Annotated in this window: 22 protein-coding genes; 12 read left to right on the forward strand and 10 right to left on the reverse strand. The window is 68.8% G+C overall.

Going from position 1 to position 20,807, the window contains the following annotated elements:
* The first annotated feature begins 54 nt into the window (after positions 1–54).
* Positions 55–216, forward strand: coding sequence for a hypothetical protein (locus tag AB0I34_RS12125; protein ID WP_360443664.1), 162 nt, complete (start codon positions 55–57; stop codon positions 214–216).
* Here AB0I34_RS12125 and AB0I34_RS12130 read toward each other — a convergent pair.
* Together AB0I34_RS12130 and AB0I34_RS12135 are read right to left on the reverse strand one after the other, a co-directional pair.
* Positions 213–1,052 (reverse strand): hypothetical protein, encoded by an 840-nt coding sequence (locus AB0I34_RS12130; protein ID WP_360443667.1) that lies wholly within the window; start codon positions 1,050–1,052, stop codon positions 213–215. The two genes, AB0I34_RS12125 and AB0I34_RS12130, sit on opposite strands and share 4 nt — an antisense overlap.
* 290 nt (positions 1,053–1,342) lie before the next feature.
* Positions 1,343–2,167: a dienelactone hydrolase family protein gene (locus AB0I34_RS12135; protein ID WP_360443670.1), complete on the reverse strand. Its 825-nt coding sequence runs from the start codon at positions 2,165–2,167 to the stop codon at positions 1,343–1,345.
* 17 nt (positions 2,168–2,184) lie between these two features.
* Between AB0I34_RS12135 and AB0I34_RS12140 the strand changes: the two genes are divergently transcribed.
* Positions 2,185–2,418: a hypothetical protein gene (locus AB0I34_RS12140; RefSeq protein ID WP_360443673.1), complete on the forward strand. Its 234-nt coding sequence runs from the start codon at positions 2,185–2,187 to the stop codon at positions 2,416–2,418.
* 51 nt (positions 2,419–2,469) lie between these two features.
* On the opposite strand, the gene AB0I34_RS12145 is transcribed toward AB0I34_RS12140, so the two are convergent.
* The 4 genes from AB0I34_RS12145 to AB0I34_RS12160 form a co-directional block, all read right to left on the reverse strand.
* Positions 2,470–3,834, reverse strand: a complete 1,365-nt coding sequence (locus AB0I34_RS12145; RefSeq protein ID WP_360443676.1) for an amidohydrolase — start codon at positions 3,832–3,834, stop codon at positions 2,470–2,472.
* A 100-nt stretch (positions 3,835–3,934) separates the two neighbouring features.
* On the reverse strand, positions 3,935–4,516 hold the full coding sequence (locus AB0I34_RS12150) for a dihydrofolate reductase family protein (RefSeq protein WP_360443679.1): 582 nt from the start codon (positions 4,514–4,516) through the stop codon (positions 3,935–3,937).
* Positions 4,517–4,581: 65 nt separating this feature from the next.
* The gene (locus AB0I34_RS12155; protein WP_360443682.1) at positions 4,582–5,421 is read right to left on the reverse strand and encodes a helix-turn-helix domain-containing protein; all 840 of its coding nucleotides are present in this window, start codon (positions 5,419–5,421) and stop codon (positions 4,582–4,584) included.
* Positions 5,422–5,784: 363 nt separating this feature from the next.
* Positions 5,785–6,681 carry a phosphotransferase gene (locus tag AB0I34_RS12160; RefSeq protein WP_360443685.1) on the reverse strand — a complete coding sequence of 299 codons (897 nt, stop codon included), beginning with the start codon at positions 6,679–6,681 and terminating at the stop codon, positions 5,785–5,787.
* Positions 6,682–7,061: 380 nt separating this feature from the next.
* On the opposite strand from AB0I34_RS12160, the gene AB0I34_RS12165 reads away from it, so the two are divergent.
* Positions 7,062–7,706 carry an alpha-ketoglutarate-dependent dioxygenase AlkB gene (locus tag AB0I34_RS12165; RefSeq protein WP_360443688.1) on the forward strand — a complete coding sequence of 215 codons (645 nt, stop codon included), beginning with the start codon at positions 7,062–7,064 and terminating at the stop codon, positions 7,704–7,706.
* Between the two features lie 46 nt (positions 7,707–7,752).
* Here the strand turns inward: AB0I34_RS12165 and AB0I34_RS12170 are convergent, their stop codons facing one another.
* Entirely contained in the window at positions 7,753–8,292 is a 540-nt protein-coding gene (locus AB0I34_RS12170; RefSeq protein ID WP_360443691.1) for a hypothetical protein, read from the reverse strand.
* A 156-nt stretch (positions 8,293–8,448) separates the two neighbouring features.
* Here AB0I34_RS12170 and AB0I34_RS12175 point away from each other — a divergent pair, with 156 nt between their 5' ends.
* From AB0I34_RS12175 to AB0I34_RS12185, 3 genes are all read left to right on the forward strand, one after another.
* Complete coding sequence (locus tag AB0I34_RS12175) at positions 8,449–9,726, forward strand: MFS transporter (RefSeq protein WP_360443694.1); 1,278 nt, start codon at positions 8,449–8,451, stop codon at positions 9,724–9,726.
* Positions 9,726–10,364 (forward strand): pyridoxamine 5'-phosphate oxidase family protein, encoded by a 639-nt coding sequence (locus AB0I34_RS12180; RefSeq protein WP_360443697.1) that lies wholly within the window; start codon positions 9,726–9,728, stop codon positions 10,362–10,364. The genes AB0I34_RS12175 and AB0I34_RS12180 overlap by 1 nt, the downstream gene beginning before the upstream one ends.
* A gap of 84 nt (positions 10,365–10,448) precedes the next feature.
* On the forward strand, positions 10,449–11,594 hold the full coding sequence (locus AB0I34_RS12185) for a sensor histidine kinase (protein ID WP_360443700.1): 1,146 nt from the start codon (positions 10,449–10,451) through the stop codon (positions 11,592–11,594).
* A 4-nt stretch (positions 11,595–11,598) separates the two neighbouring features.
* Here the strand turns inward: AB0I34_RS12185 and AB0I34_RS12190 are convergent, their stop codons facing one another.
* Positions 11,599–12,813 (reverse strand): alpha-hydroxy acid oxidase, encoded by a 1,215-nt coding sequence (locus AB0I34_RS12190; RefSeq protein ID WP_360443702.1) that lies wholly within the window; start codon positions 12,811–12,813, stop codon positions 11,599–11,601.
* Between the two features lie 125 nt (positions 12,814–12,938).
* Between AB0I34_RS12190 and AB0I34_RS12195 the strand changes: the two genes are divergently transcribed.
* The 6 genes from AB0I34_RS12195 to AB0I34_RS12220 all read left to right on the forward strand — a co-directional run bounded on the left by AB0I34_RS12195 (position 12,939) and on the right by AB0I34_RS12220 (position 18,286).
* On the forward strand, positions 12,939–13,643 hold the full coding sequence (locus AB0I34_RS12195) for a FadR/GntR family transcriptional regulator (protein WP_360443705.1): 705 nt from the start codon (positions 12,939–12,941) through the stop codon (positions 13,641–13,643).
* Between the two features lie 202 nt (positions 13,644–13,845).
* Positions 13,846–14,976, forward strand: a complete 1,131-nt coding sequence (locus tag AB0I34_RS12200; protein WP_360443708.1) for a histidine kinase — start codon at positions 13,846–13,848, stop codon at positions 14,974–14,976.
* Positions 14,973–15,638, forward strand: a complete 666-nt coding sequence (locus tag AB0I34_RS12205) for a response regulator transcription factor (protein ID WP_360443711.1) — start codon at positions 14,973–14,975, stop codon at positions 15,636–15,638. The genes AB0I34_RS12200 and AB0I34_RS12205 overlap by 4 nt, the downstream gene beginning before the upstream one ends.
* A 39-nt stretch (positions 15,639–15,677) precedes the next feature.
* Positions 15,678–16,343 carry a response regulator transcription factor gene (locus AB0I34_RS12210; RefSeq protein WP_131514913.1) on the forward strand — a complete coding sequence of 222 codons (666 nt, stop codon included), beginning with the start codon at positions 15,678–15,680 and terminating at the stop codon, positions 16,341–16,343.
* A gap of 187 nt (positions 16,344–16,530) precedes the next feature.
* Positions 16,531–17,451, forward strand: a complete 921-nt coding sequence (locus tag AB0I34_RS12215; protein ID WP_360443715.1) for an ABC transporter ATP-binding protein — start codon at positions 16,531–16,533, stop codon at positions 17,449–17,451.
* Positions 17,441–18,286, forward strand: a complete 846-nt coding sequence (locus AB0I34_RS12220; protein WP_360443718.1) for an ABC transporter permease subunit — start codon at positions 17,441–17,443, stop codon at positions 18,284–18,286. Before AB0I34_RS12215 ends, AB0I34_RS12220 begins: the two co-directional genes overlap by 11 nt.
* On the opposite strand, the gene AB0I34_RS12225 is transcribed toward AB0I34_RS12220, so the two are convergent.
* Both AB0I34_RS12225 and AB0I34_RS12230 read right to left on the reverse strand, forming a co-directional pair.
* Positions 18,279–19,553 carry a glycoside hydrolase family 125 protein gene (locus AB0I34_RS12225; protein ID WP_360443721.1) on the reverse strand — a complete coding sequence of 425 codons (1,275 nt, stop codon included), beginning with the start codon at positions 19,551–19,553 and terminating at the stop codon, positions 18,279–18,281. The two genes, AB0I34_RS12220 and AB0I34_RS12225, sit on opposite strands and share 8 nt — an antisense overlap.
* Before the next feature lie 7 nt (positions 19,554–19,560).
* Positions 19,561–20,805, reverse strand: a complete 1,245-nt coding sequence (locus AB0I34_RS12230; protein ID WP_360443724.1) for an ROK family transcriptional regulator — start codon at positions 20,803–20,805, stop codon at positions 19,561–19,563.
* Between the last annotated feature and the right edge of the window lie 2 nt (positions 20,806–20,807).

Here is a 20,807-nt window from a genome sequence, read left to right on the forward strand (position 1 = left end):
CGATGTTCGACGAGTACAACGAGGGCAACCAGATCGCGAAGACCGCAGAGGGCGGTGCCTGGGTTCCGGCCGGCTCCGGGATCCGCGCCCTCGACGAGGACGGGTACGGCGTGTACGTCGGACTACTACCTGCGGTTGACCAACGACGGCGGCCGGATGTTCAAGGGCCAGGCGCCCGTGACGGCAACCCGGCCCACGCAGCCGTGGCCGGCCTAGAAGAGCTCCATGCTGTCTGCAGCGGCGGTGATGACAGGGTTGTCGAGGTAGAGGCGGCAGGCGATGGCGTGTCCGGCGCAGGTCAGCAGTGACGGGCCGGCCGCGTCCACGACGCGGTAGGCCACCGGGTGCTGGCAGCGCTCGACGGCGCCCTCGTTCTGCCGGTGGCAGCCGAGGATGTGGCAGGTGACGGTGTCGCCGACGTTCATCAGCGTCAGACCGTGCTCGGGGCAGACGCCCCAGCCGACGCCGCAGGCCTGGGCTTCGCTCGCGGCCAGGCGGACGAGGCTGCCGGCGGTCGCCTCGAGCTCGCCGGCGATCGTGCGGAACGTGCTCGCGGCCTGGTCGAGCTCACGCCGGAACCGGCGCAACTCGACGGACTCGGGCATGCCACGGGTGGCGGCCTGCAGGTTCTCGGACAGGGCCATCGCTGCGACCGCGATCTCGTCGACGCGGACCGGAGTGTTGAACTCGCCCAGCGGCGTACCGTTCACCCGCGTGCTCGGCCGCTGGGACCAATGCACCTGCTCGGGACCGTTCTCCGGGCCGTTCTCCGGGCCATTCTGGGGGCCGGCCTGAGGACCAGCCTCGGGCCCGCTCGCGGGGTTGGCTGGTCGAGCACCGGTGTCGCGTGCAGGAGCGTTCTGCGCGGCCTTGCCGCGGCCCCGCTTCTTGTGGTCGCGATGCTCCGCGGGAGCTCTGTGCTCGTCGGCCCCTTGGTCCGCCGGAACGTGGCCGAGTGGAGCTTGCGGCTGCGGGCCGTGACCGTTGGCCCCGTCGGCCGCCGCGGTCCCGTTGACCGGGAGCCGGCTGTCCTGTGCTGTCCGCCCGTTCATACAGCCTCACTCTTCAAGTGCCTGGCCATCGCCATGCCTGCCCCCTGATGTGCTCCGGGGGCCGATCGTGCCATGTCCTCGGCGCTTGATACCAGAGGAAATCACCGAGCGTCACCCACTGCTCCCCCTCAATTGCAGAACGCAACGATCCACCCCAGCTTTCGGTATGGTTCCCCACCCGGAGTCCGGATACTCACACGCTGCGTATTCCTCGACACCGCTTTAACATTTCGGCACCGACGGTCATAGCTACTCGGCACGCTGTGACGGTCGGCTGGTTACCGCAGAGTTCAATCGTGCGGTTGAGTTTCGCGTTTCTCCACAAGGTGTTCGCGGAGGAACTCGACCGTCCGAGCACGCGCCCGGTACGCCGAGTTCGGCGGGTTCTCCCGCACCTCGTGGGTGACGACCGCGTGGGCCGAGGTCGTGAAGCCGTCCGGATTGCCCGGGCCGGAGTCGAGCTCGATCACCTCGAACGCGTCACCGAGCTCCGCGCGAAGTGTGGCGAAGCGCTCCGGCGGCGCCGCCCGGTCCTTGCTGAACCGCAGACCCAGCACGCAGAGTCCGTCGTTCCGCGTCCGTTCCTTGACGATCTCGAACTCCCGCCGGGACAGACCCGGGTCCTGCCGCATCGCGCGCGTCACCGGGAACGGCACCGCCGGCTGACTGAGAACCGGCGCGGTCACCGACTCCTCGACGGCTGCGGCCAGGGCGAACCCGCCGGTGAAGCACATCCCGATCACCCCGACCCCACGGCCCGGCGTCCGGGTGGCCAGGTCGGCGGCAACGGCCCGCAGGTACTTCGTGATCGGCCGTTCCGCGTCCGTCGCGAAGGCCCGGAACTCCTTGGACACGCACAGGCGGGCGACTGTCCGCAGCACGTAGCCCATGCTCGGGTCGCGTCCCGGCGTACCGAACGGCGACGGAATGACGACGGTGAACCCCGCGCCGACCAGATGCTCGCCGAAGGACTGGACCTCGGGTGTGAGTCCCGGCACCTCGGGGATCAGCACGACTCCAGGACCGGACCCGTTCTCGAAACAGTCGTAGGTCAGTCCGGCGCCGGTGAACGGTCCTCGCCGCCAGCCGGACAGATCGGAGCCCGATGCCGCCATCACGCCTCCTCGAAGTCGTGCCCCAAAGCTTAGAGTGCGCGGCAGGCAACAACCTGACGTCCAGCGCGCTGCAGCAGTACGGCAACCGGGTCCGGAAGTCGATCGCCTCGGTGAAGCTCGCCTCGAACGGGCGGTACGCGTTCGGCATCAAGCCGGCCGCTCGAGGGACGATCGCCTACCGGGTCTGGTTCCCGGGCGACGCGGACCACGCCGCGGTGTACACGCCCAACAAGTTCCTCACCATCCGCTGACGCACCACCCTCAGCACGCCCCGGTCGAGTCGGCCGGGGCGTTGCTGTTCGTCAGGGGGTGTAGTGCTGGACGGCGCCGCCCTTCGAGAGGTCCACGAGGGTGTGGGCCAGGTCGCGAGCTTCGGCGAGGACCTCGTCGAGGTCGATGGTGGTGAGTTGGCGATCGCGTACGACGACCTGGCCGGCGACGAGGACGGTGACGACGTCGGACGGGCGAACGGAGTACACGAGAGCCGCCCGGGCGTCGTGGAGCGGTTGGCAATGCGGCCCGGAGAGGTCGACCAGGGCGATGTCGGCCTGGCGGCCCGGTTCGAGGGCGCCGATCGTGTCGGGGAGACCGGCCGCCTTCGCGCCACCCCGGGTGGCGAGGCGGAGGGTGTCGGAGATGGTCATCCACTCGGCGTCCTGTTCGCGTTGCTTCTGGGTGAGGGCGACCATGCGCATCGACTCCCAGACGTCGAGCGTGTTGTGGACCGCTGCTCCATCGGTGCCGACGCCGACCGGCACACCGATCGACTGCAGGCTTCGGATCGGTGTCACCGAACCCATCGCGAGCTTCAGATAGACCTTCGGGCAACTGGCGACCGCGATGCGATCGGCATGGCGCTCGAGGATCGCCAGGTCGGACTCCCGGATGCCGCAGCCGTGCGCGATCAGAGCACCGGCGTCCAGCACGCCGGTCCGGTCGAGGACCTCCATAGGGGTGACACCGAGTCGGTCCACCGACGAAGCGGTCTGCTCCTCGGTCTCGGCCGCGTGCAGATGGATCCGGAGCCCCTCGGCTCGCGCGATGTCCGCCGTACGACGAAGGTCCTCGTCCGTCACCGTGTACGTCGCGTGTGGGCCGAGGCTGGCGGTGATGCGCGGGTTGAGGGTGCTGAGGTCGCGGGTGGTCGCGATGGCTGCGTCGATGGCTTCTGGGCCTGTCGAGGAGAAGTACGTCGGGGCAAGGTCGGCGCGGATGCCGGACTCGAGCGCGGCCCGCGCGATCTGGTCGGCGTAGAAGTAGTGGTCCACGAACGTGGTCACGCCGGCCAGCAGCATCTCCGCGCACGCCAGCCGTGCTCCGACGCGCACCCGATCCGGGGTCAGATTGACCTCCATCGGCCAGATCCGTTGGTTGAACCAGTCATCGATCGACACGTCCTCGGCCGCGCCCCGCATCATCACCATCGGACTGTGCGTATGCGAGTTCACCAAGCCTGGCACAGCGAGCAACCCAGTCCCGTCGATCACCTCCACCTCCCCCAGCGCACCTGCCTCCTCCTCCAGCCCAACCTGGAGGTCGGCTCCGGTCGGGGCGACAGCAGTGATCCGGTCGTCGTGAACATGCAGATCCTGAAACTCGTCGATCCGGCACTCCCCCGCCTCAGGCACCACCAGCACCGAGACGTTGCGGATCATCAGTCGAGCCATCAATCCTCCACCAGCCGGTGTCACAACCCTGCGCGGTCGCCCAAAGTCTTGTCCATCCACCAGGCCAATCAAGGGTCTTGTCGAGGGCCGCTCAGATCGGTCAGCGGCGCACCTGATAGCGCAGGTGAAGCACCCGGTTGCCCTGGATTACCACGTCAGGATCCTCCAAGAGGTGCTGCGCGTGGACCGACCCGAAGTAGCGCTTGCCGGACCCGAACACGACGGGTACGACGTCCATGCGCACCTCGTCGATCAGGCCCGCGGCAAGCACCTGGCCGCCGACGTCGCCGGCGGCGACCTCGACCATGCGGTCACCGGCAAGCTCCTGCGCCTTGGCCACGGCTGCCTCGACGCCGTCGACGAAGTGAAACGGCGCCTCGGGATCCCAGCCCTCGGGCTCCGGCCGGTGTGTCACGACGACCACGTGGTCGATCCCGCTCGGAGGCTTCCCGTCCCAGCCGTCTGTCAGGTCGAAGACGTGGCGGCCGGCGATTGTCGCCCCGATCTGGTCCCAGTACGGCCGGGTGTAGTCGTACGACGTCTGCGACACCTTCACGTAGCCGCTCTCGTCCAACGGGACGTCGCCGCTCGTCAACCAGTCGAACAGCGGTCCGGGCTGGTCATTCTCGTCCGCGATGAAGCCGTCCACCGACACCGAGCCGTACATGACCACCTTGCTCACGGGGCTCTCCTTTGCTTGGGGTGTGCCCATTCTGGCGTGCCCTGAGCTGTCGATCTTGTAAGAAATCAATCCGCCGGCAGCGGCCAGCCGTCCAGCGCGTGGCCGGGATGTTCGCGCAGGAACTGCCGCCGGACTTCGACGTACCGGGTCGGCGTGAGCCCGGTGAACGCCCGGAACTCGTGGCCGAAGTGGGCCTGGTCGAAGTAGCCTGCGCCACCGGCGAGGTCGCCCCAGTCGATCGGTACGGCGGGGTTGATCGCCAACACGGTGGCGGCGAAGCGGTAGGCGCGGGCCAGCCGCTTCGGCGTGACGCCGATGAGCTCCTTGAAGCGGTGTGCCAGATAAGTACTGCTGACACCGGCTGCCACGCTCAGGTCGCCGATCGCCACCGCCCCGCTGGTCGCCGCGGTGACACTGCTCATATGGCGGACCAGCCCCAGGCCGGCGGTCTCGCACAGCCGTCGCATCAGCTCCTCCTCGAGCAGCGTCAGCATCTCGTGCGGTCCGTCCGCCGTGGCCAGCCGGTCTCGCAGCTCAGCAATGGCGGGCCGACCCCAAACCTGCTCTACCGTCACCGGCCGGTCAACCAGCTCGGACGCGGGCATCGGCAGGAACGGCGCCGGCCCCCACGGCTTGAAGTGCACGCCGACGGACCGGGACTTGGGTGGGTAGCCGAACTCCCACGCGCGGGTCGGCATGGTGACCACGCAGCCGTCGCCGTACTCGGCCATCTCGACGTCGGTGCCGGCGCGGATGCGGAACGGCGCAGCGAGGTTGACGATGAGCAGCGCCGCCGGACTTGCCGGCAGCGTCAGCCGGGCGTACGGCGGCGCACCCTCCAGGTAGTAGAGGTCGTCGATCAGCCCGTCCAGCGGCGGTCGCGGCACTCTGGACACGTACTCCACGCCCACAGCATCGCCGACATCCCCGCCGGCATCGCGCGCGGGGCTACGACGCTCCCGCATCGCGTACCTGCCGGGAGATCTGCCGGTGCAGGTCCTCGGCCGGATGCGGTCGGACCATGTGCTGCATCCACCAGGCCAACCTGTGATGTCTCAGGACATCGGTGACGGTTCAGGGGTCTTGGCGTGGGCCGCGAGGGCGGCCGTTACCGACGTAGGTCACTCCGGAGCGCGGGTCTGGTGTGCTCGATGAGGATCTCGCCTTCGAGGTCGGCCAGGTTCTGCACCGGCCCGGGTGCGTCCGGCTCGCCGATTCTTCGCGATCGGTGGCCAGAACGCGGACCGGGATGATCCAGAATTGTTCGGCTAGCGCGGGGCGGTGCCGTCGGGCGACGGAAGCCCCAGCGATGACGCTGCCCACGACAGGTCGATCGCGATCAGCCGGATCATCACCGGGACCACCCAGTCCGGCAGGGAATCGTGGTGAACGCGATAGGCGAGCGTGGCGGCACCGGCGGCGGCCCAGGGTGCGCCGTCGGGCATGACGTCGTAGGGAAGGGCGCCGCCTTCCAGGTGCAGGGTCGGGAGCAACCCGGCCAGATCGTAGTCGGCGCTGCCGCGTGAGGTATGGCTCCAGTCGACGAAAACCACCCGGTCGCCGTCGATGCAGATGTTGTCGCTGCGAAGATCCCCGTGCACCAGGCTCATTCCGTCCTCGTCGCAGCGGGATTCGGCGGCGATGAGCTGCGGTGCGGCGTTGTCGAGCCACTTCTCCGAGCACAGCTGCAATTCGAGGAAGGCCGTTCGGTCCGGGCCGCACAGTAGGCCGGGCCAGCGAGCGCGCGTTCGCGGTGTGGGTGAGAAAACGTTCGGTGCCTCGATCTGTGAAAGATTGGCGACAGCGGTGAGTAGGAGATCGATATCGCCGGGGCGCCAATTCACACCCTGATGGCTGGCCGGCCAGTGAGCCCGGCTGAGATCTTCAGTGACGAGAATCGGGCGGCCGGGCTCGTCGAGCCACGCGATGATCGTTGGCGCGAACCGCTCGGGAACGTGCTGCAGGGAAAGGTGTTCGGTGCGGAGCCAGCGCTCGGTATCGTCGTCGGTGGCGGCTTTGACGAAGACGCGCGTGCCGTCGGCCAATCCGACTGAGTACCGGATCGCCCCCGACCAACCGGTATCGGGAACTGCCCACGTCGTGGTCGGCCGGCCCAGTGCCTGTTCGACCCGGCGTCGGATCTCGGCATCGGGTTCGTCCGGCATCAGTTCCCAACCCAGGATTCGCGCATCTACGTCGTCGCAGATTGGATTCTGGCAGAGAAGAGGTGGCTGCGCGCCTTTCCGCGTTTGGCTGGCTGGGACTGTCGAGGGGCCCGCCTGGCCCACACTTACCGAGACGTAGAGGCAACTGGCTGGCGGAAGTGGCGACGGTGGCGACTCGTTCTTCGGCACAGGCGCAGCGACCGGCCCCGGCAATCACCGACCCCGCCGACTCACCGAAGTGTCACCACCAAGACCCCCGAAACTGTCACCGATGTCCTGATGCGGAACCGTCACCGATGTCCTGAGACATCACATCCACCAGGCCAACGGTCACGAGATCCAGGGGAACATATGTTCGAATCTCGGGTATGGTGGGGTTCATGGCTGCTGGGCTTCAAGGGTCGTTGCTGGATGCGTTCGAGGATCCTGCGCTGGGTTCGCTGGCGGGGGTCGGGCGGACGGAGCTGGGGCTCGGGGCGTGGATCGATGTGTTGCCAGCTTGGTTGACCGGGGCCGATCAGGTGTACGAGCGGTTGGCACGGGATGTGCCGTGGCAGGCCGAGCGGCGGCAGATGTACGACCGGGTGGTCGACGTACCGCGGCTGTTGTGCTTTTACGGGGAGAACGAGGAGCTTCCGGTGCCGATCCTGGATGAGGCTCGGGATCTGCTCAGTGGGCACTATGCGGACGAGTTGGGTGAGCCGTTCCGGACGGCGGGGTTGTGTTTCTACCGGGATGGGCGGGACAGCGTCGCCTGGCACGGGGATCGGATCGGGCGCGGGAATCACGAGGACACGATGATCGCGATTCTGTCGGTCGGGGAGCCGCGTGTGCTCGCGTTGCGACCGCGGCCGGGTGGGGCGAGTGGGCCGGTGGGTTCGACGGTGCGTTATCCGCTCGGGCATGGGGACCTCATCGTGATGGGTGGTTCGTGTCAGCGCACCTGGGAACACGCGATCCCCAAGGCGTCCGGGCGGGTCGGACCTCGCATCAGCATCCAGTTCCGCCCCCGAGGCGTCCGCTGACCCGTCGTGCGGTGGGGTTGTTTGGCTGCGGATGGGTGCTGGGTGGTCAGGCTGCGGCTTGGGTTTGGAGTTGGGGTTGGTAGACGTGGTCGGCCGAGGCGACGTAGAAGCCGAGGAGGCGGACGTCGGCGGCTTGGCAGATGCGGGTGGCGGCTTCGGCCCACTCGGTGTCCACCTCCGGCTGGAACGGCGGTCCTGGGCGGCCCAGAGCCAGGATGAGACCGGTGCCTGGCGCCGTTCGGACCGCGGGCAGGATCGGGTCCAGCGCGGATGAGCAGACGCCGGCAGTCCCGGCGCGGTGGTGGTGCGACGCATCGGCAGTCCCGGCGCGCTCGTGATGTGGGGCGTCGGGACTCCCGGCGCGGTGGTGGTGCGAGGCGACGTGCTCGATCGGAACTGCGAAGTCTTCGGGGAGGTCGAGGGTCAGGGCTGCTCGGTAGTGGTTGTCGGGGTCGCAGAGGAGAACGGTGAAGGTGCCGCGACGCCGGTCGCCGAGGGTGACCATCAGGTCGACGACATCGGCGGCGCGAGCGGGATCGGACAAGGGCTGGTTGGTCCACGTGGGTGGGAGGTTCTGGAAGCTCATACCTACAAAGTGCCGTTGTTCCGGCCGCCCCAGAGAGTTATCCACAGACCAATTCCCGCAGGCACAAATGGCCCACCACAGGAGGCATGAAGTGGATCTGCCTGCTGGGCCGCTGCGCTCCTAGGCTCGAAGCAGACCGAGCCGAGGGAGACTCCGATGAGCATCACGACAGACCGCATCCGCAGCGGACGCGGCAACATCCTGCCGCCGGCCGGAGCACCCCGCGACCTCGCGATGGCGCAGCTGGCCAACTCCGTCGGCGACGGCGCGTTCATCGTCACCTCGGCACTCTTCTTCACCCGGGTTGTCGGACTGTCGACCGCCGAGGTCGGCCTCGGCCTCACGATCGCCTGGCTGGTCGGCTTCCTCACCGGTGTCCCGCTCGGCAACCTCGCCGACCGTCGGGGCGCTCGCGGCACAGCCGTCCTGCTCGCCCTGACGACAGCGGCCTCGGTCGGCTCGTTCCTCTTCGTCCGCAGCTTCGCTCTGTTCCTGGTCGCTGCGATCGTCTACGCCTGCAGCCAGACTGGTCTCACCGCCGCCCGGCAAGCACTCCTGGCCGGTCTGGTCACGCCGGCCGAGCGCACCCGCATCCGAGCCTTCCTCCAGTCCACAGTCAACGCCGGCCTCGCAGCAGGCGCCGCACTCGGCGGCCTCGCGCTCCGCTTCGACACATCAACGGCGTACCTGACCGTCTTCGCACTGGACGCGCTCAGCTTCCTGATCGCGGCCCGACTGCTCCACCGCGTGCCGTCGGTGGCGGTCAGACTGCGCGTGAAGGGTGAGCCGCGGCTCGCCGTACTGCACGACCGCCCGTACGCCGTCCTCGCGCTGCTGAACTCGATCATGCTGCTGTTCATGCCGCTGCTCAGCCTGGTCGCACCGCTGTGGATCGTCTCGCGCACCGACGCACCGGACTGGGTGGTCGCCTCGTTGCTGATCGTCAACACGCTCGGAGTCACGTTCTTCCAGGTGCGGATCGCCCGCAGCGTTCGGGACCTGCGGACCGCCACCCGCTCGGTCCGGTTCGCCGGAGTCGCGATGTTGGCCGCGTGCGCGGTGTTCGCCATCTCCGCCGCCAAGATGAGCACTTGGACTGCGGCCGTCGTACTGGTCGCCGCCGCTGCGCTGCTGACGCTCGGCGAGATGAAGCTGGCGTCCGGTGCTTGGGAAATCAGCTTCGGACTGGCGCCGGCCGACAAACAGGGCCAGTACCAGGGCTTCTTCGGCACCGGCCCTGCGATTGCTCGCATGCTCGGTCCGGCGCTGCTGACCACAGTGGTCCTGGGGTGGGGTCCGATCGGCTGGATCGCTGTGGGTGCACTGTTCCTAGGGACCAGTTGCGCAACTGGTCCCGCCGTACGATGGGCTGCACGGACGAGGACCGTCAGCGAGACGGACCAGCCGTTGCCGGCAAAGGAGAACGCCGTCTGATGGACATCCCCGGACTGGTCGAGATCACGACGTACGACGAGCTGCGCAGCGTGGTCCCGCAGCCGCTAGGTCCCGTCGCCAACAAGACCCGCAAGGAGCTCCACGAGCTCGACCGGCAGTGGCTGTCGGTCTCGCCGTTCTGCCTGATCGCGACGTCCGCCGCCGACGGCAGCTGCGACGTCTCGCCGAAGGGCGACCCGGCCGGGTTCACCAAGGTCTTCGACGACAGCACGATCGCGATCCCCGAGCGCGCCGGCAACCGGCGGGTCGACGGCTTCACCAACATCCTCTCCAACCCGCACGTCGGCCTGGTCTACTTCATCCCGGGCCGCGGTGACACGCTCCGGATCAACGGCCGGGCCCGGATCGTCCGCGAGGCGCCGTTCTTCGACGAGATGATCGTGAAGGGCAACCGGCCGCAGCTCGCGCTGCTGGTGGAGATCGAGGAGGTCTTCCATCACTGCTCGAAGGCGTTCCTGCGCTCGCGGTTGTGGAAGCCCGAGACCTGGGACCCGACCGCGATGGCGAACCGGCCCACCATCGCGAAGACCCTCGAGCGGAAGGACACCGATCTGGCCGAGCTGGAGGAGTACTACGGCAAGGCGTACGAGGAGAAGATCTACAAAGTCAAGTACTGACTCCGGATACTCCCGGCGGAGCAGAACGAAGTACTCCGTGGCGACGATGACACCTGACCGCGCGGCCCCGTACGGTTTCGTACTGTGAGCACGACTGACCTGACAACCGAAACCGCACCCACCGCCTTGGCCCGGGTGCGGCGGATCGCGTTGCCGCTGGTGCTCTCCTTGATCGGCGTGGTGGGCTCGCTCGGCGCGTCCCGGGGCGAGCCGGAACGCCGGGCGGCCGACTGGTTCATGGTCGTCCTGGTGCTGATCGGGACGGTGTCGCTGTACTGGCTGCAGACCCGGCCGATTCCGGTGCTGTGGGCAACGGTCGGCTCGACGCTCGTCTACATGCTGATGCAGTACGCGTACGGCCCGGTGATCTTCGCGTTCGTGATCGCGGTCTTCAGCGTGATCCGGCGCGGCTACCGGCTGGCAGGCTGGACCGGCCTCATCACCTTGTACGTCGGGCACCTCCTCGGCCGGTTGGTGCTCGGGATCAACGAGGATGGTGTGTACCAGGTTCTCCTCGTCGCCACGTGCTTCGTCGTCCTCGGCTTCGTTGCCGAGCTTTTCCGGGCGCACCGCGACCGCGTCATGGCTGCAGCCCGGACCCGCCGGGAGGCGGAGCTGCGGAAGGCCGGTGAGGAACGGCTGCGGATCGCACAGGAGCTGCATGACGTGGTGGCGCACCACATCTCGCTGATCAATGTGCAGGCCTCGACCGCGCTGCATCTGGTCGACCGGCAGCCCGAACAGGCCGGACCGGCGCTCTCGGCGATCAAGGACGCCAGCAAGGAAGCCCTGGTGGAGCTGCGCTCGATCGTCGGCATCCTGCGGCAGTCCGACGAGACCGCGCCACGCCAACCGGTCGCAGGACTCGAACGGCTCGAGCATCTGATCAGCCGGACATCGATGGCCGGCCTCGAGGTCCACACCGTCGTCCACGGCGATCCGCATCAGCTCCCGACCGGACTGGACCGGGCCGCGTTCCGCATCATCCAGGAGTCGCTCACCAACATCGTCCGGCACGCGAAGGCGAGCGAGGCGACCGTCCGCATCCAGTACGGCGAACAGTCGCTCGTACTGCAGGTCGACGACGACGGTCAGTCCCTCGCAGGCCCGCCGAAGGAAGGCAACGGCATCATCGGCATGCGTGAGCGAGCCACCGCCCTCGGCGGGACGCTCACCGCCATCCGCACGCCGACGGGTGGCCTGCGCATCATCGCCAACCTGCCGCTGTAGCGGCCTACTCCGGCAGTCGGACGTGTGACGGGTTGAGGTCCGCCACCTGCGAGACGCCCAGCAGCGCCATCGTGCGGCGGACCTCCTTGGTCAGGATCTCCGCAGCACGCGCCACACCGCGCTGGCCGCCGGCCATCAGGCCGTACAGGTACGCACGGCCGACCAGACACGCGTCCGCGCCCAGAGCGATCGCCGCGACGATGTCAGCGCCCGACATGATGCCTGTGTCTAGGTAGACCTCGGCGTCGCTGCCCACCGCCTTGCGAACGTCCGGGAGGATGCGCAGCGGTGTCGGAGCCCGGTCGAGCTGGCGGCCGCCGTGGTTGGACAGCACGATCGCGTCCGCGCCGGCATCGACCACCCGTCGGGCGTCGTCGACGGTCTGGATGCCCTTGACGATCAGTGGACCGTCCCAGATCGAGCGCAGCCAGCTGAGGTCGTCGATGGTCATCGTGGGGTCGAACAGCTTGTCCAGTAGCTCGGCGACCGTGCCGTCCCACGTGGACAGCGACGCGAACGTCAGCGGCCGCGTGGTCAGCAGGTTGGCCCACCACGCCGGGTGCAGCGATGCGTCCAGCACAGTCTTGGCCGTCAGTTGCGGCGGGATGGTGAAGCCGTTCCGTACGTCGCGCAGCCGTGCACCGGCGACCGGTACGTCGACTGTCAGCATCAAGGCCTCGTAGCCCGCGGCGGCCGACCGCTTCACCAGGTCTTCACCGGCGTCGCGGTCCTTCCACACATACAGCTGGAACCACTTCCGCGCGGCCGGCGCGGCCTCGGCGACGTCCTCGATCGAGGTGGTGCCCATGGTCGACAGCGCGTACGGGATGCCGAGCTCCTCGGCGACCTTCACGACCGCGCTCTCGCCCTCGTGGTTCATCATCCGGGTGAACCCGGTCGGCGCGAACGCGAACGGCAGCTCGGACCGCCCACCCAGGATCGATGTCCCGAGGTCGATGTCGGACACGTCGCGCAGGATCGACGGCTGCAGCTCCATCTCCGCGAACAGCCGGCGCGCGCGGCGCAGACTGATCTCCGCCTCGGCCGCTCCGTCGGTGTAGTCGAACACCGACCGCGGCGTCCGGCGCTTGGCGATCGCCCGCAGGTCCGTGATGGTGAGCGCCTTTTCCAGCCGGCGGTCGGTCGCGTTCACCGTGATCGGCTTCGGCCGCAGCAGCGGCTTCAGCTCGGACCATTTGGGCAGCTGTCGATCGGTCATCAGAACTCCGGAACGGCCGGTTCGGCGGACGAGCAGGCGCACCTGATCGTGTGGTCGGACCACAGCATAGCGTGTGGTCCGACCACACAGGTAGAGTCGCCCACAACCGAGGCGGGGGTTGTCGCGTGAAGAACTACGAGCTGGTCCTGCACCGGGTCGAGGCCGACCTGGCCGCCGGGCGGTTGCGGATCGGCGGGCGGCTGCCCGGTGAGCGGACGCTGGCCGAGCAACTGGGCATCAGCCGCCCCTCGGTGCGCGAGGCCGTCCGGGTCCTCGAAGCGATGGGCGTGGTGCGGACCGCGACCGGGTCTGGTCCGGAGGCCGGCGCGGTGATCGTCGCGGAACCGGTGTCACCGCTGACCGCCGTACTGCGGTTGCACCTGGCAACCAATCACCTGCCGATGAGCGACGTCGTGCAGACCCGGATCCTGTTGGAGTCGTGGTCCGCGCGAGAGGCCGCCGGCCGCGCGCCAGGGCTGGACGTGGCCGAGTTGAAGATCGCCGATGACCTGCTGGACCGGATGGACGCCGACGGGTTGTCGCCGGAGGAGTTCCACCTGCTCGATGCGGAGTTCCATGTGGCGCTGTCCGGGCTGGCGGGCAACGTGCTGATCGCCGCGGTGATGGCGTCGTTGCGATCCGCGATTCATGGGTACGTGCTGGCCGCCGTACCCAATCTGCCGGACTGGGAGGCAATGGCCGTCACGCTGCGAGGCGAGCACCGCGCGATCGTGGCGGCGATCCGTGCGGGCGAGCCGGACAGCGCGGCCGAGTTGGTGACCGCGCATATCCGGGGCTTCTACCAGGCGGCTCAGTTGCAGACTCCTTAGCAGCGTTCCAGGATCGCGAGCAGTCCCCAGCCCGCGAAGCACTCCGACGACCAAAAGACGGCTACGGCCGGGGACACGGGTCGCCTCGACTCGGCGAAGGACTCTGGTGGGCTGGTCCGAAGTCGGGAAGGGATCGACTTTGGTCGGTGGTGGGGAACGGCAGCCCGGCCCTAGGGTCGGCGGCATGGAGGTTTGTGCGCCCGTGAGGCGGAATCGTTGGGCGTACTTGGTCGGCGTGGCCCTCGTCGGTGTCCTGTCGGCCGCCAGCATCTACGGCCGGGTGGCCAGTACTGGCGACACCCAATGGCTACCGCTCGACATCATCGTTGGGATCGTCTCGACCGGACTCCTCCTTCTGCTGCCCCGCCGGCCCGTTTCCACCGCGCTCGGCCTGGCCGTACTCGCAGCCCTCTCCCCCGCCGGCACTCCGCCCTCGACCGTCGGCACACTCACGGTTGCCCAACGGTTCCCGCTGCGTACGGCAGCCCTCGTCGCGCTGGCCGGGACCGCCGGCCACCTCGTCCAGGGACTCTGGCGCTCCGACGGCAACATCACCTACCTGTGGTTCGCCATCCTCGACGTCGCCGTCCACGCCGCGTTGCTCGGCTGGGGTCAGTGGAACCAAGCCCACCGGCAACTCGTCGACTCTCTGCGCGAGCGAGCCGAGCGCGCCGAGGCCGAGCAGGGCCGGCGGGTCGCCGAGGCGCGCACTCTGGAGCGGACCCAGATGGCCCGCGAGATGCATGACGTTCTCGCCCACCGGTTGTCGCTGCTGGCGACGTACGCAGGCGCCCTCGAGTACCGGCCGGACTCGTCACCGGAGAAGCTCGCCAAGGCTGCCGGGGTCATCCGCTCCGGCGTCCACCAGGCGCTCGACGAACTGCGAGAGGTGATCAGCGTGCTGCGCGACACCGAGATCGACGAGATGCCCGGTGGGCGGCCGCAGCCGACCTTCGGCGATCTCCCCGCGCTGGTGGCCGAGTCCCGCGAGGCGGGTACGACGGTCTCGTACGACGACCATGTCGCCGACGCGACGACGTTGCCTCCGGCAACCGGACGGACGGCGTACCGGGTCGTGCAGGAAGGGCTCACGAACGCACGCAAGCACGCGGCCGGGCATCCGGTCCGGCTGACCGTGGCCGGCGGACCGGGCGACGGCCTGCGGATCGAGCTGATCAACCCGGCATCGAACGGAACGCCGCTCACCCCGGGCAGCGGGACCGGGCTGGTCGGCCTGACCGAACGCGTCCACCTGGCCGGCGGCACGCTCGACCACGGAAAGGCGCCCGGCGGCGGGTTCCGGCTCGAAGCCTCGCTACCGTGGCCCGCATGACCGGGAACGAGAACGCGACCATCCGCGTGCTGGTGGTGGACGACGACGCGCTCGTCCGGGCCAGCCTGGAGATGATGCTCGACGGGACGAACGGGATCGCGGTGGTCGGCCAGGCGGCCGACGGCGACGAGGTCCCGGCCGCGGTGGACGCGCACTTCCCCGACATCGTGCTGATGGATCTGCGGATGCCCCGGGTGGACGGCATCGTCGCGACCCGCCGGCTCCGGGCCCGGACCAATCCCCCCGAGGTCGTCGTCCTGACGACGTTCGACACCGACGAGAACGTGCTGCACGCGCTCCGCGCCGGGGCGAGCGGGTTCCTGCTGAAGGACACCCCGCCGGCGCAGATCGTCGACGCCGTACGACGGGTGGCCGCGGGCGACCCGATCCTGTCGCCGGCGATCACCCGGCGGCTGATGGACCGGGCCGCCACCCAGGCGGACGCGCACACGACGGCACAGCAGGCGCTCGAGCGGCTGTCACCACGGGAGTACGACGTGATGCTCGCGGTCGCGCAGGGGAAGGCGAACGCGCAGATCGCCACTGAGCTGTACATGAGCCTGGCGACGGTGAAGGCTCACATCTCGCACATCCTGACCAAGCTGGAGCTCGGCAACCGGACCCAGATCGCCCTCCTCGCGCACGACGCCGGACTCGCCTGACGCAGTGGCTTGGCCTGACGCATGCTCTAGCGTGAGCGCATGATCAGGGTGCTGCTGGCGGATGACCAGGCGTTGGTGCGGGCCGGGTTCCGGTCGTTGCTCAACGCCGAGGACGACATCACGGTGATCGGTGAGGTGTCCGACGGGGCCGAGGCGTTCGCGGTCGCGCAGGCGGAGAAGCCGGACGTCGTGCTGATGGACATCCGGATGCCCGGGACCGACGGGCTCGAGGCGACCCGGCTGATCGGAGCCGATGAGGCGCTGGCCGACGTCCATGTGGTGATCCTGACGACGTTCGATCTGGACGAGTACGTGTTCGAGGCGCTGCGGGTCGGGGCCAGTGGGTTCCTGGTCAAGGACACGGAGCCGGTCGAGCTGCTGCAGGCGGTGCGGGTGGTGGCGCGCGGCGATGCGCTCCTCTCCCCCGGCGTGACCAGGCGGCTGGTCGCCGAGTTCGCGACGCGCAGCCGGCAGCCGCACGCCAGCAAGGAGCTCGACGTGCTGACCGAGCGCGAGAAGGAGATCGTCGCCCTGGTCGGCGAGGGCCTGTCGAACGACGAGATCGCCGAGCGCCTCGTGCTCAGCCCCGCCACCGCGAAGACCCATGTCAGCCGCGCCATGATCAAACTCGGCGTCCGCGACCGCGCCCAGCTCGTCGTCGTCGCCTACCAGACCGGCCTCGTCCGCCCCGGCTGGCTCGGCTGAGTAGCGGTCGCCCAGCCCATCACAATGCACGCGGGAGTGCTCGTCTGAGCGTGGCTTTCGCAGCGCGCGACGATTGTGATGGCCTGGCGATTCACATCCACCAGATCTGAGTACTCCCGTCGCGGTAGCCGGAGTCACTCCCCCGGGCCGACGCGGCGCCAGGCGCTCGACCGGCAGTCTCGTTGCTATGAACGAGACAGCTGCTCCGCTGGTCGAGGTGACCGGGTTGACGAAGAGGTACGGCGACACCCTGGCGGTTGACGGGGTCGATCTGACGGTGCTGCCCGGGGAGGTCTACGGGTTCCTCGGACCGAACGGCGCCGGGAAAACGACCACCTTGCGGATCCTGACCGGGCTGATCGCGCCGACGAGCGGCAGTGTCCGCGTGCTCGGTGGCGCACCGGGACAGGCCGACGTCCTCGGGCGGACCGGGTCGATGATCGAGTCGCCGGCGTTCTATCCGTACCTGTCCGGTCTGGACAACCTGCGGCTGCTGGCCGAGTACGCCGAGGTGCCGCGGGAACGGATCGATGAGGTCCTGGACCTGGTCGATCTCGCCGATCGGGCCAAGGACCGGTTCTCGACGTACTCCCTGGGGATGAAGCAACGGCTCGGGGTCGCGGCCGCGCTGCTGAAGGACCCGGAGCTGGTGATCCTGGACGAGCCGACCAACGGGCTCGACCCGGCCGGGATGCGGGACATGCGCCGGCTGATCCGGGAGCTCGGCTCCGAGGGACGGACGGTGCTGCTGTCCAGCCATCTGCTCGGCGAGGTGCAGCAGATCTGCGACCGGGTCGGGATCATCAACTCCGGCCGGATGGTTGCCGAGCACAACGTCGAGGACCTGCGCGGCGAGCAGGAACTGGTGGTCCGGGCCACACCGCGGGAGACCGCGCAGTCGGTCCTCACCGACTTCCTCGGCACCGGCACGGTCCACCTGTACGACGACACGCTGCGGGTCAAGGTGGCCCCGGACCGGGCCGCCGAGGTGAACCGGGTCCTGGTCGAGGCCGGGATCGCGGTGTCGGAGTTGCACAGCACGGAGAGGGCTCTGGAAGACATCTTCTTCGAGCTCACCACCAGCGAGGAGAAGACCGATGTTGGGTAGTTACCGCGCGGAGTTGCTGAAGCTCCGCAAGCGATCGGCGGTGTGGGTGCTGTTCGGCGCCGGGCTGGTGCTGAGCCTGATCTTCGGCTATCTGCTGCCGTACCTCGGCTACGCCACTGGCGACGACAACCCGGGGACCGACGGCGTACCGAGGGCCCAGGTCCTCGAGGGCATGCTGCCGAGCCACGTGCTGGACAACACGATCGGCGGCTATCCGATCTTCGCCGGTGCGCTTGCCCTGGTGTTGGGCGCGATCGTGATCGGCGGCGAGTACACCTGGGGCACGCTGAAAACGATCCTCACCCAGCGGCCCGGTAGGGCCTCCGTACTGACCGCACAGTTCCTCGCCCTCGGCACCATGATCGTGGTCTGGGTGCTCGGCATCTTCGTCGCCTCTGCGCTGTGCAGTATCGGGATCGCCGCGGCCGAGAACGGCTCGACGAGCTGGCCGGGACCGCTCGACCTGCTGCGCGGTCTCGCCGGCGGCTGGTTGGTGCTGATGATGTGGTGCCTGGCCGGCGCGGTCCTGGCGGTTGCCTTCCGCAACGTCGCGCTGCCGATCGGGCTGGGCGTTGTGTGGATCCTGGGGATCGAGACCCTGCTGGCCGGCGTCGTGAGCAGCCTGCTGCCGGACCTCGACGTGGTGTCCAACGCGTTGCCGGGCACCAACGCCGGATCGCTGGTGTTCGCCGTCACCGGCATCACCGCGGCCGACGCACCTCCTGGAGTGCGGGATGCGGTCAGCGGCGGCCGTGCCCTCCTGACCCTGCTCGCCTACTGTGCGGTCTTTGCCGGACTGGCTGCCTGGACGACCCGGCGGCGGGACGTCACCTGATCCCGGCGTGAACCAGCGCGAGCTCGCAGAACATCGCGTTCGCCCAGGAGAACCACTCGCGGGTGAAGTTGGCCGGATCCTCGACGTGGAACGACTCGTGCATCTGGCCGGTACCACCCGTGGTGTCTCGGAGGAGCTCCAGCAACCGCTGGCGCTCCTCCGCCGACGCGCTCGTCAAACCTTGCACCGCAAGGGCGATCGGCCACACCTGGTCCGTCGGCGTGTGCGGACTTCCGATACCGGCGGCGTGCGTTCCGCTGTAGTAGAAGGGATTCTCGGCGCTCAGCAGCAGCCGGCGCGTGGCGACGTACGTCGGATCGTCAGCCGCGGCGTAGCCGCTCAGTGGCATCGACAGCAGGCTCGGCATGTTGGCGTCGTCCATCAGCAGGGTGGCCCCGGCGCCGTCCACCTCGTACGCGTAGATCCGGCCGTGTTCCGGGTGGTCGACCATGCCGTGCCGCGCGATGCCGTCGTCGATGTCGGCCTTGAGTTCCTTGGCCCGCGCGGCCAGTGACTCGTCCGCGAACACCTCGGCCGCGATCTCCTGCAGGTAGCCGAGCACCACGGAGGCGAACATGTTGCCGGGCACGTTGAACCCGAGCTCGGTGGCGTCGTCACTCGGCCGGAACGCACTCCACGACATCCCCGTCGGCCGGGTCAGCCGGCCGCGCCCCTCGCGGGCCAGGGTGTCCGACGGCAGCATGTCCGGTTCATCCCGCTGGAACCGGTACGGCGACCTCGCCTCGTGGTCCTGCTCCACGGTCCACAGGTCGATGATCGCGTCGGCCGCGGCCCGCAGGCGCTGGTCGATCACATCCGCCCGTCCGGTGATCCGCCACAGCCGGTAGGCCAGGTCGAGCGGGAAGCACAGCGAGTCGATCTCGTACTTGCGTTCCCACACCCACGGCGACATCTCGGTCTCGTCGTCGGTGTGACCCTCGCCGTTGGGCTCGCGGTTGAACGCGTTCGCGTACGGGTCCAGGACGACGTACTCGAGCTGGCGGTGCAGGACGCCGATCAGCATGTCCTGCAGTGCGGGATCGTCCTTGCACAGCAGCAGATACGGCCGGAGCTGGGCGGCGGAGTCGCGCAGCCACATCGCCGGGATGTCGCCGGTGAGCACGAACGTCGTGCCGTCCGGCAGCCGTTCGGCCACCGCGGGCAGGTTCTCGGCCATCGACCGCCGGAACATCTCCGCGATCACCTCGTCGCCGGTCGCCCGGCGAACCGCCTCGGTGGCGCGGGACAGAACCTCGGGATCGATCATCGACACATCACCTTTCAGCAACGAATTCACGGTCGGGCAGCAGGACCGAGGGATTGGGCGAGAACGTCTGGTCGAGCACCAGGCTGGCCGCGCCGATCGCACCGACGTCGACGCCGAGCGCCGTACCGGCGACCTCGAACGGGTGCACCGAGCGGACCAGGAACCGTTCCTCGAGGGCGACGCGGACCGCGTCGCCGAGCAGTGGCGCGAGCTGCTCCCAGTGCGGGCCGCCGAACACCACGCGTTCGAGGTCGAGCAGGTTCGCGATGTCTTCGACCACCTTGGCGATCCGCTGGGCCAGCACCGCGACGATCTCGCGCGCGAGCCCCGGCCCGTCCTCGGCCTCCGAGCAGAGCCGGGCGAACGCCGCGTCGACCGCACCGCGATCGTCCAGGTCGATGCCCTGAGCAAGTACTCCGGCCTGCATCGCCTGCTGGACCAGGTAGCGCGGCTGGCTGGTCTCGCCGACGCAGCCGCGGCGTCCGCAGTAGCAGACCGGGCCGTCCGGGTCGACGATCACGTGACCGATCTCGCCGACGTTGCTGGACGATCCGCGGACCACCTCGTCGCCGATCACGAGCCCGGCGCCCACACCCGTGCCGAGGTAGAAGAAGACGAAGCTGCCGCCTCCGCCGGCCCACTTCTCGGCCGACGCTGCCGCCGTCACGTCCTTGTCCAGCAGGACCGGCAGGCCGATCCGCTCGTGCAGTTCGTCTCGTAGCGGGACCAGATGCCAGGCGGACAAGTTGGGCGGGTCGACGACTACGCCGCGATCGACGTCGATCGGTCCGGGCGCGGCGATCCCGACACCGGTCACGCGATCGCGCGGTGCCCCGGCCTCGGTGATCACGTCCTCGATCGTGGCCGCGATCCCGTCGATCAGGACCTCCGGGTCGTCGGCGTGCGGCGTACCCACGCTGCGACGCGCGATCACGTCGCCAGTGAGGTCGAGGACGACGACGGTCACGACGGCAGGGTCGAGGTGAACGCCGACGGCGTACTGGCCGGCGGGTTCCAGCTCGAGCAGTGTGCGCGGCTTGCCCAGGCCGGTGCTCTTCTGCCGACCGGCCTCACGGACCAGTCCCGCGTCGAGCAGTCGGCGAGTGATGTTGGAGATCGCCTGGCCGGACAGACCGGTGACCTCGGCAAGCTCCACCCGGCTCAGTCGGGCACTGCGGCGGATCGCGTCGAGGACCACCGCGTCGTTGAAACCGCCGACGCGATCGAGGTTCGTGCCCCGGCGAACGCTCACAA

This window comes from Kribbella sp. NPDC050281 (assembly GCF_040655855.1).
Taxonomy (GTDB): domain Bacteria; phylum Actinomycetota; class Actinomycetes; order Propionibacteriales; family Kribbellaceae; genus Kribbella.

Coding starts and splice junctions, on each gene's coding strand:
- AB0I34_RS12225 (WP_360443721.1), bottom strand. CDS start 19,553: ATGATCGATCCCGAGGTTCTGTCCCGCGCCACCGAGGCGGTTCGCCGG.
- AB0I34_RS12160 (WP_360443685.1), bottom strand. CDS start 6,681: ATGCCGGACGAACCCGATGCCGAGATCCGACGCCGGGTCGAACAGGCA.
- AB0I34_RS12130 (WP_360443667.1), bottom strand. CDS start 1,052: ATGAACGGGCGGACAGCACAGGACAGCCGGCTCCCGGTCAACGGGACC.
- AB0I34_RS12170 (WP_360443691.1), bottom strand. CDS start 8,292: ATGAGCTTCCAGAACCTCCCACCCACGTGGACCAACCAGCCCTTGTCC.
- AB0I34_RS12180 (WP_360443697.1), top strand. CDS start 9,726: ATGGACATCCCCGGACTGGTCGAGATCACGACGTACGACGAGCTGCGC.
- AB0I34_RS12135 (WP_360443670.1), bottom strand. CDS start 2,167: ATGGCGGCATCGGGCTCCGATCTGTCCGGCTGGCGGCGAGGACCGTTC.
- AB0I34_RS12145 (WP_360443676.1), bottom strand. CDS start 3,834: ATGGCTCGACTGATGATCCGCAACGTCTCGGTGCTGGTGGTGCCTGAG.
- AB0I34_RS12220 (WP_360443718.1), top strand. CDS start 17,441: ATGTTGGGTAGTTACCGCGCGGAGTTGCTGAAGCTCCGCAAGCGATCG.
- AB0I34_RS12215 (WP_360443715.1), top strand. CDS start 16,531: ATGAACGAGACAGCTGCTCCGCTGGTCGAGGTGACCGGGTTGACGAAG.
- AB0I34_RS12205 (WP_360443711.1), top strand. CDS start 14,973: ATGACCGGGAACGAGAACGCGACCATCCGCGTGCTGGTGGTGGACGAC.
- AB0I34_RS12165 (WP_360443688.1), top strand. CDS start 7,062: ATGGCTGCTGGGCTTCAAGGGTCGTTGCTGGATGCGTTCGAGGATCCT.
- AB0I34_RS12210 (WP_131514913.1), top strand. CDS start 15,678: ATGATCAGGGTGCTGCTGGCGGATGACCAGGCGTTGGTGCGGGCCGGG.
- AB0I34_RS12190 (WP_360443702.1), bottom strand. CDS start 12,813: ATGACCGATCGACAGCTGCCCAAATGGTCCGAGCTGAAGCCGCTGCTG.
- AB0I34_RS12175 (WP_360443694.1), top strand. CDS start 8,449: ATGAGCATCACGACAGACCGCATCCGCAGCGGACGCGGCAACATCCTG.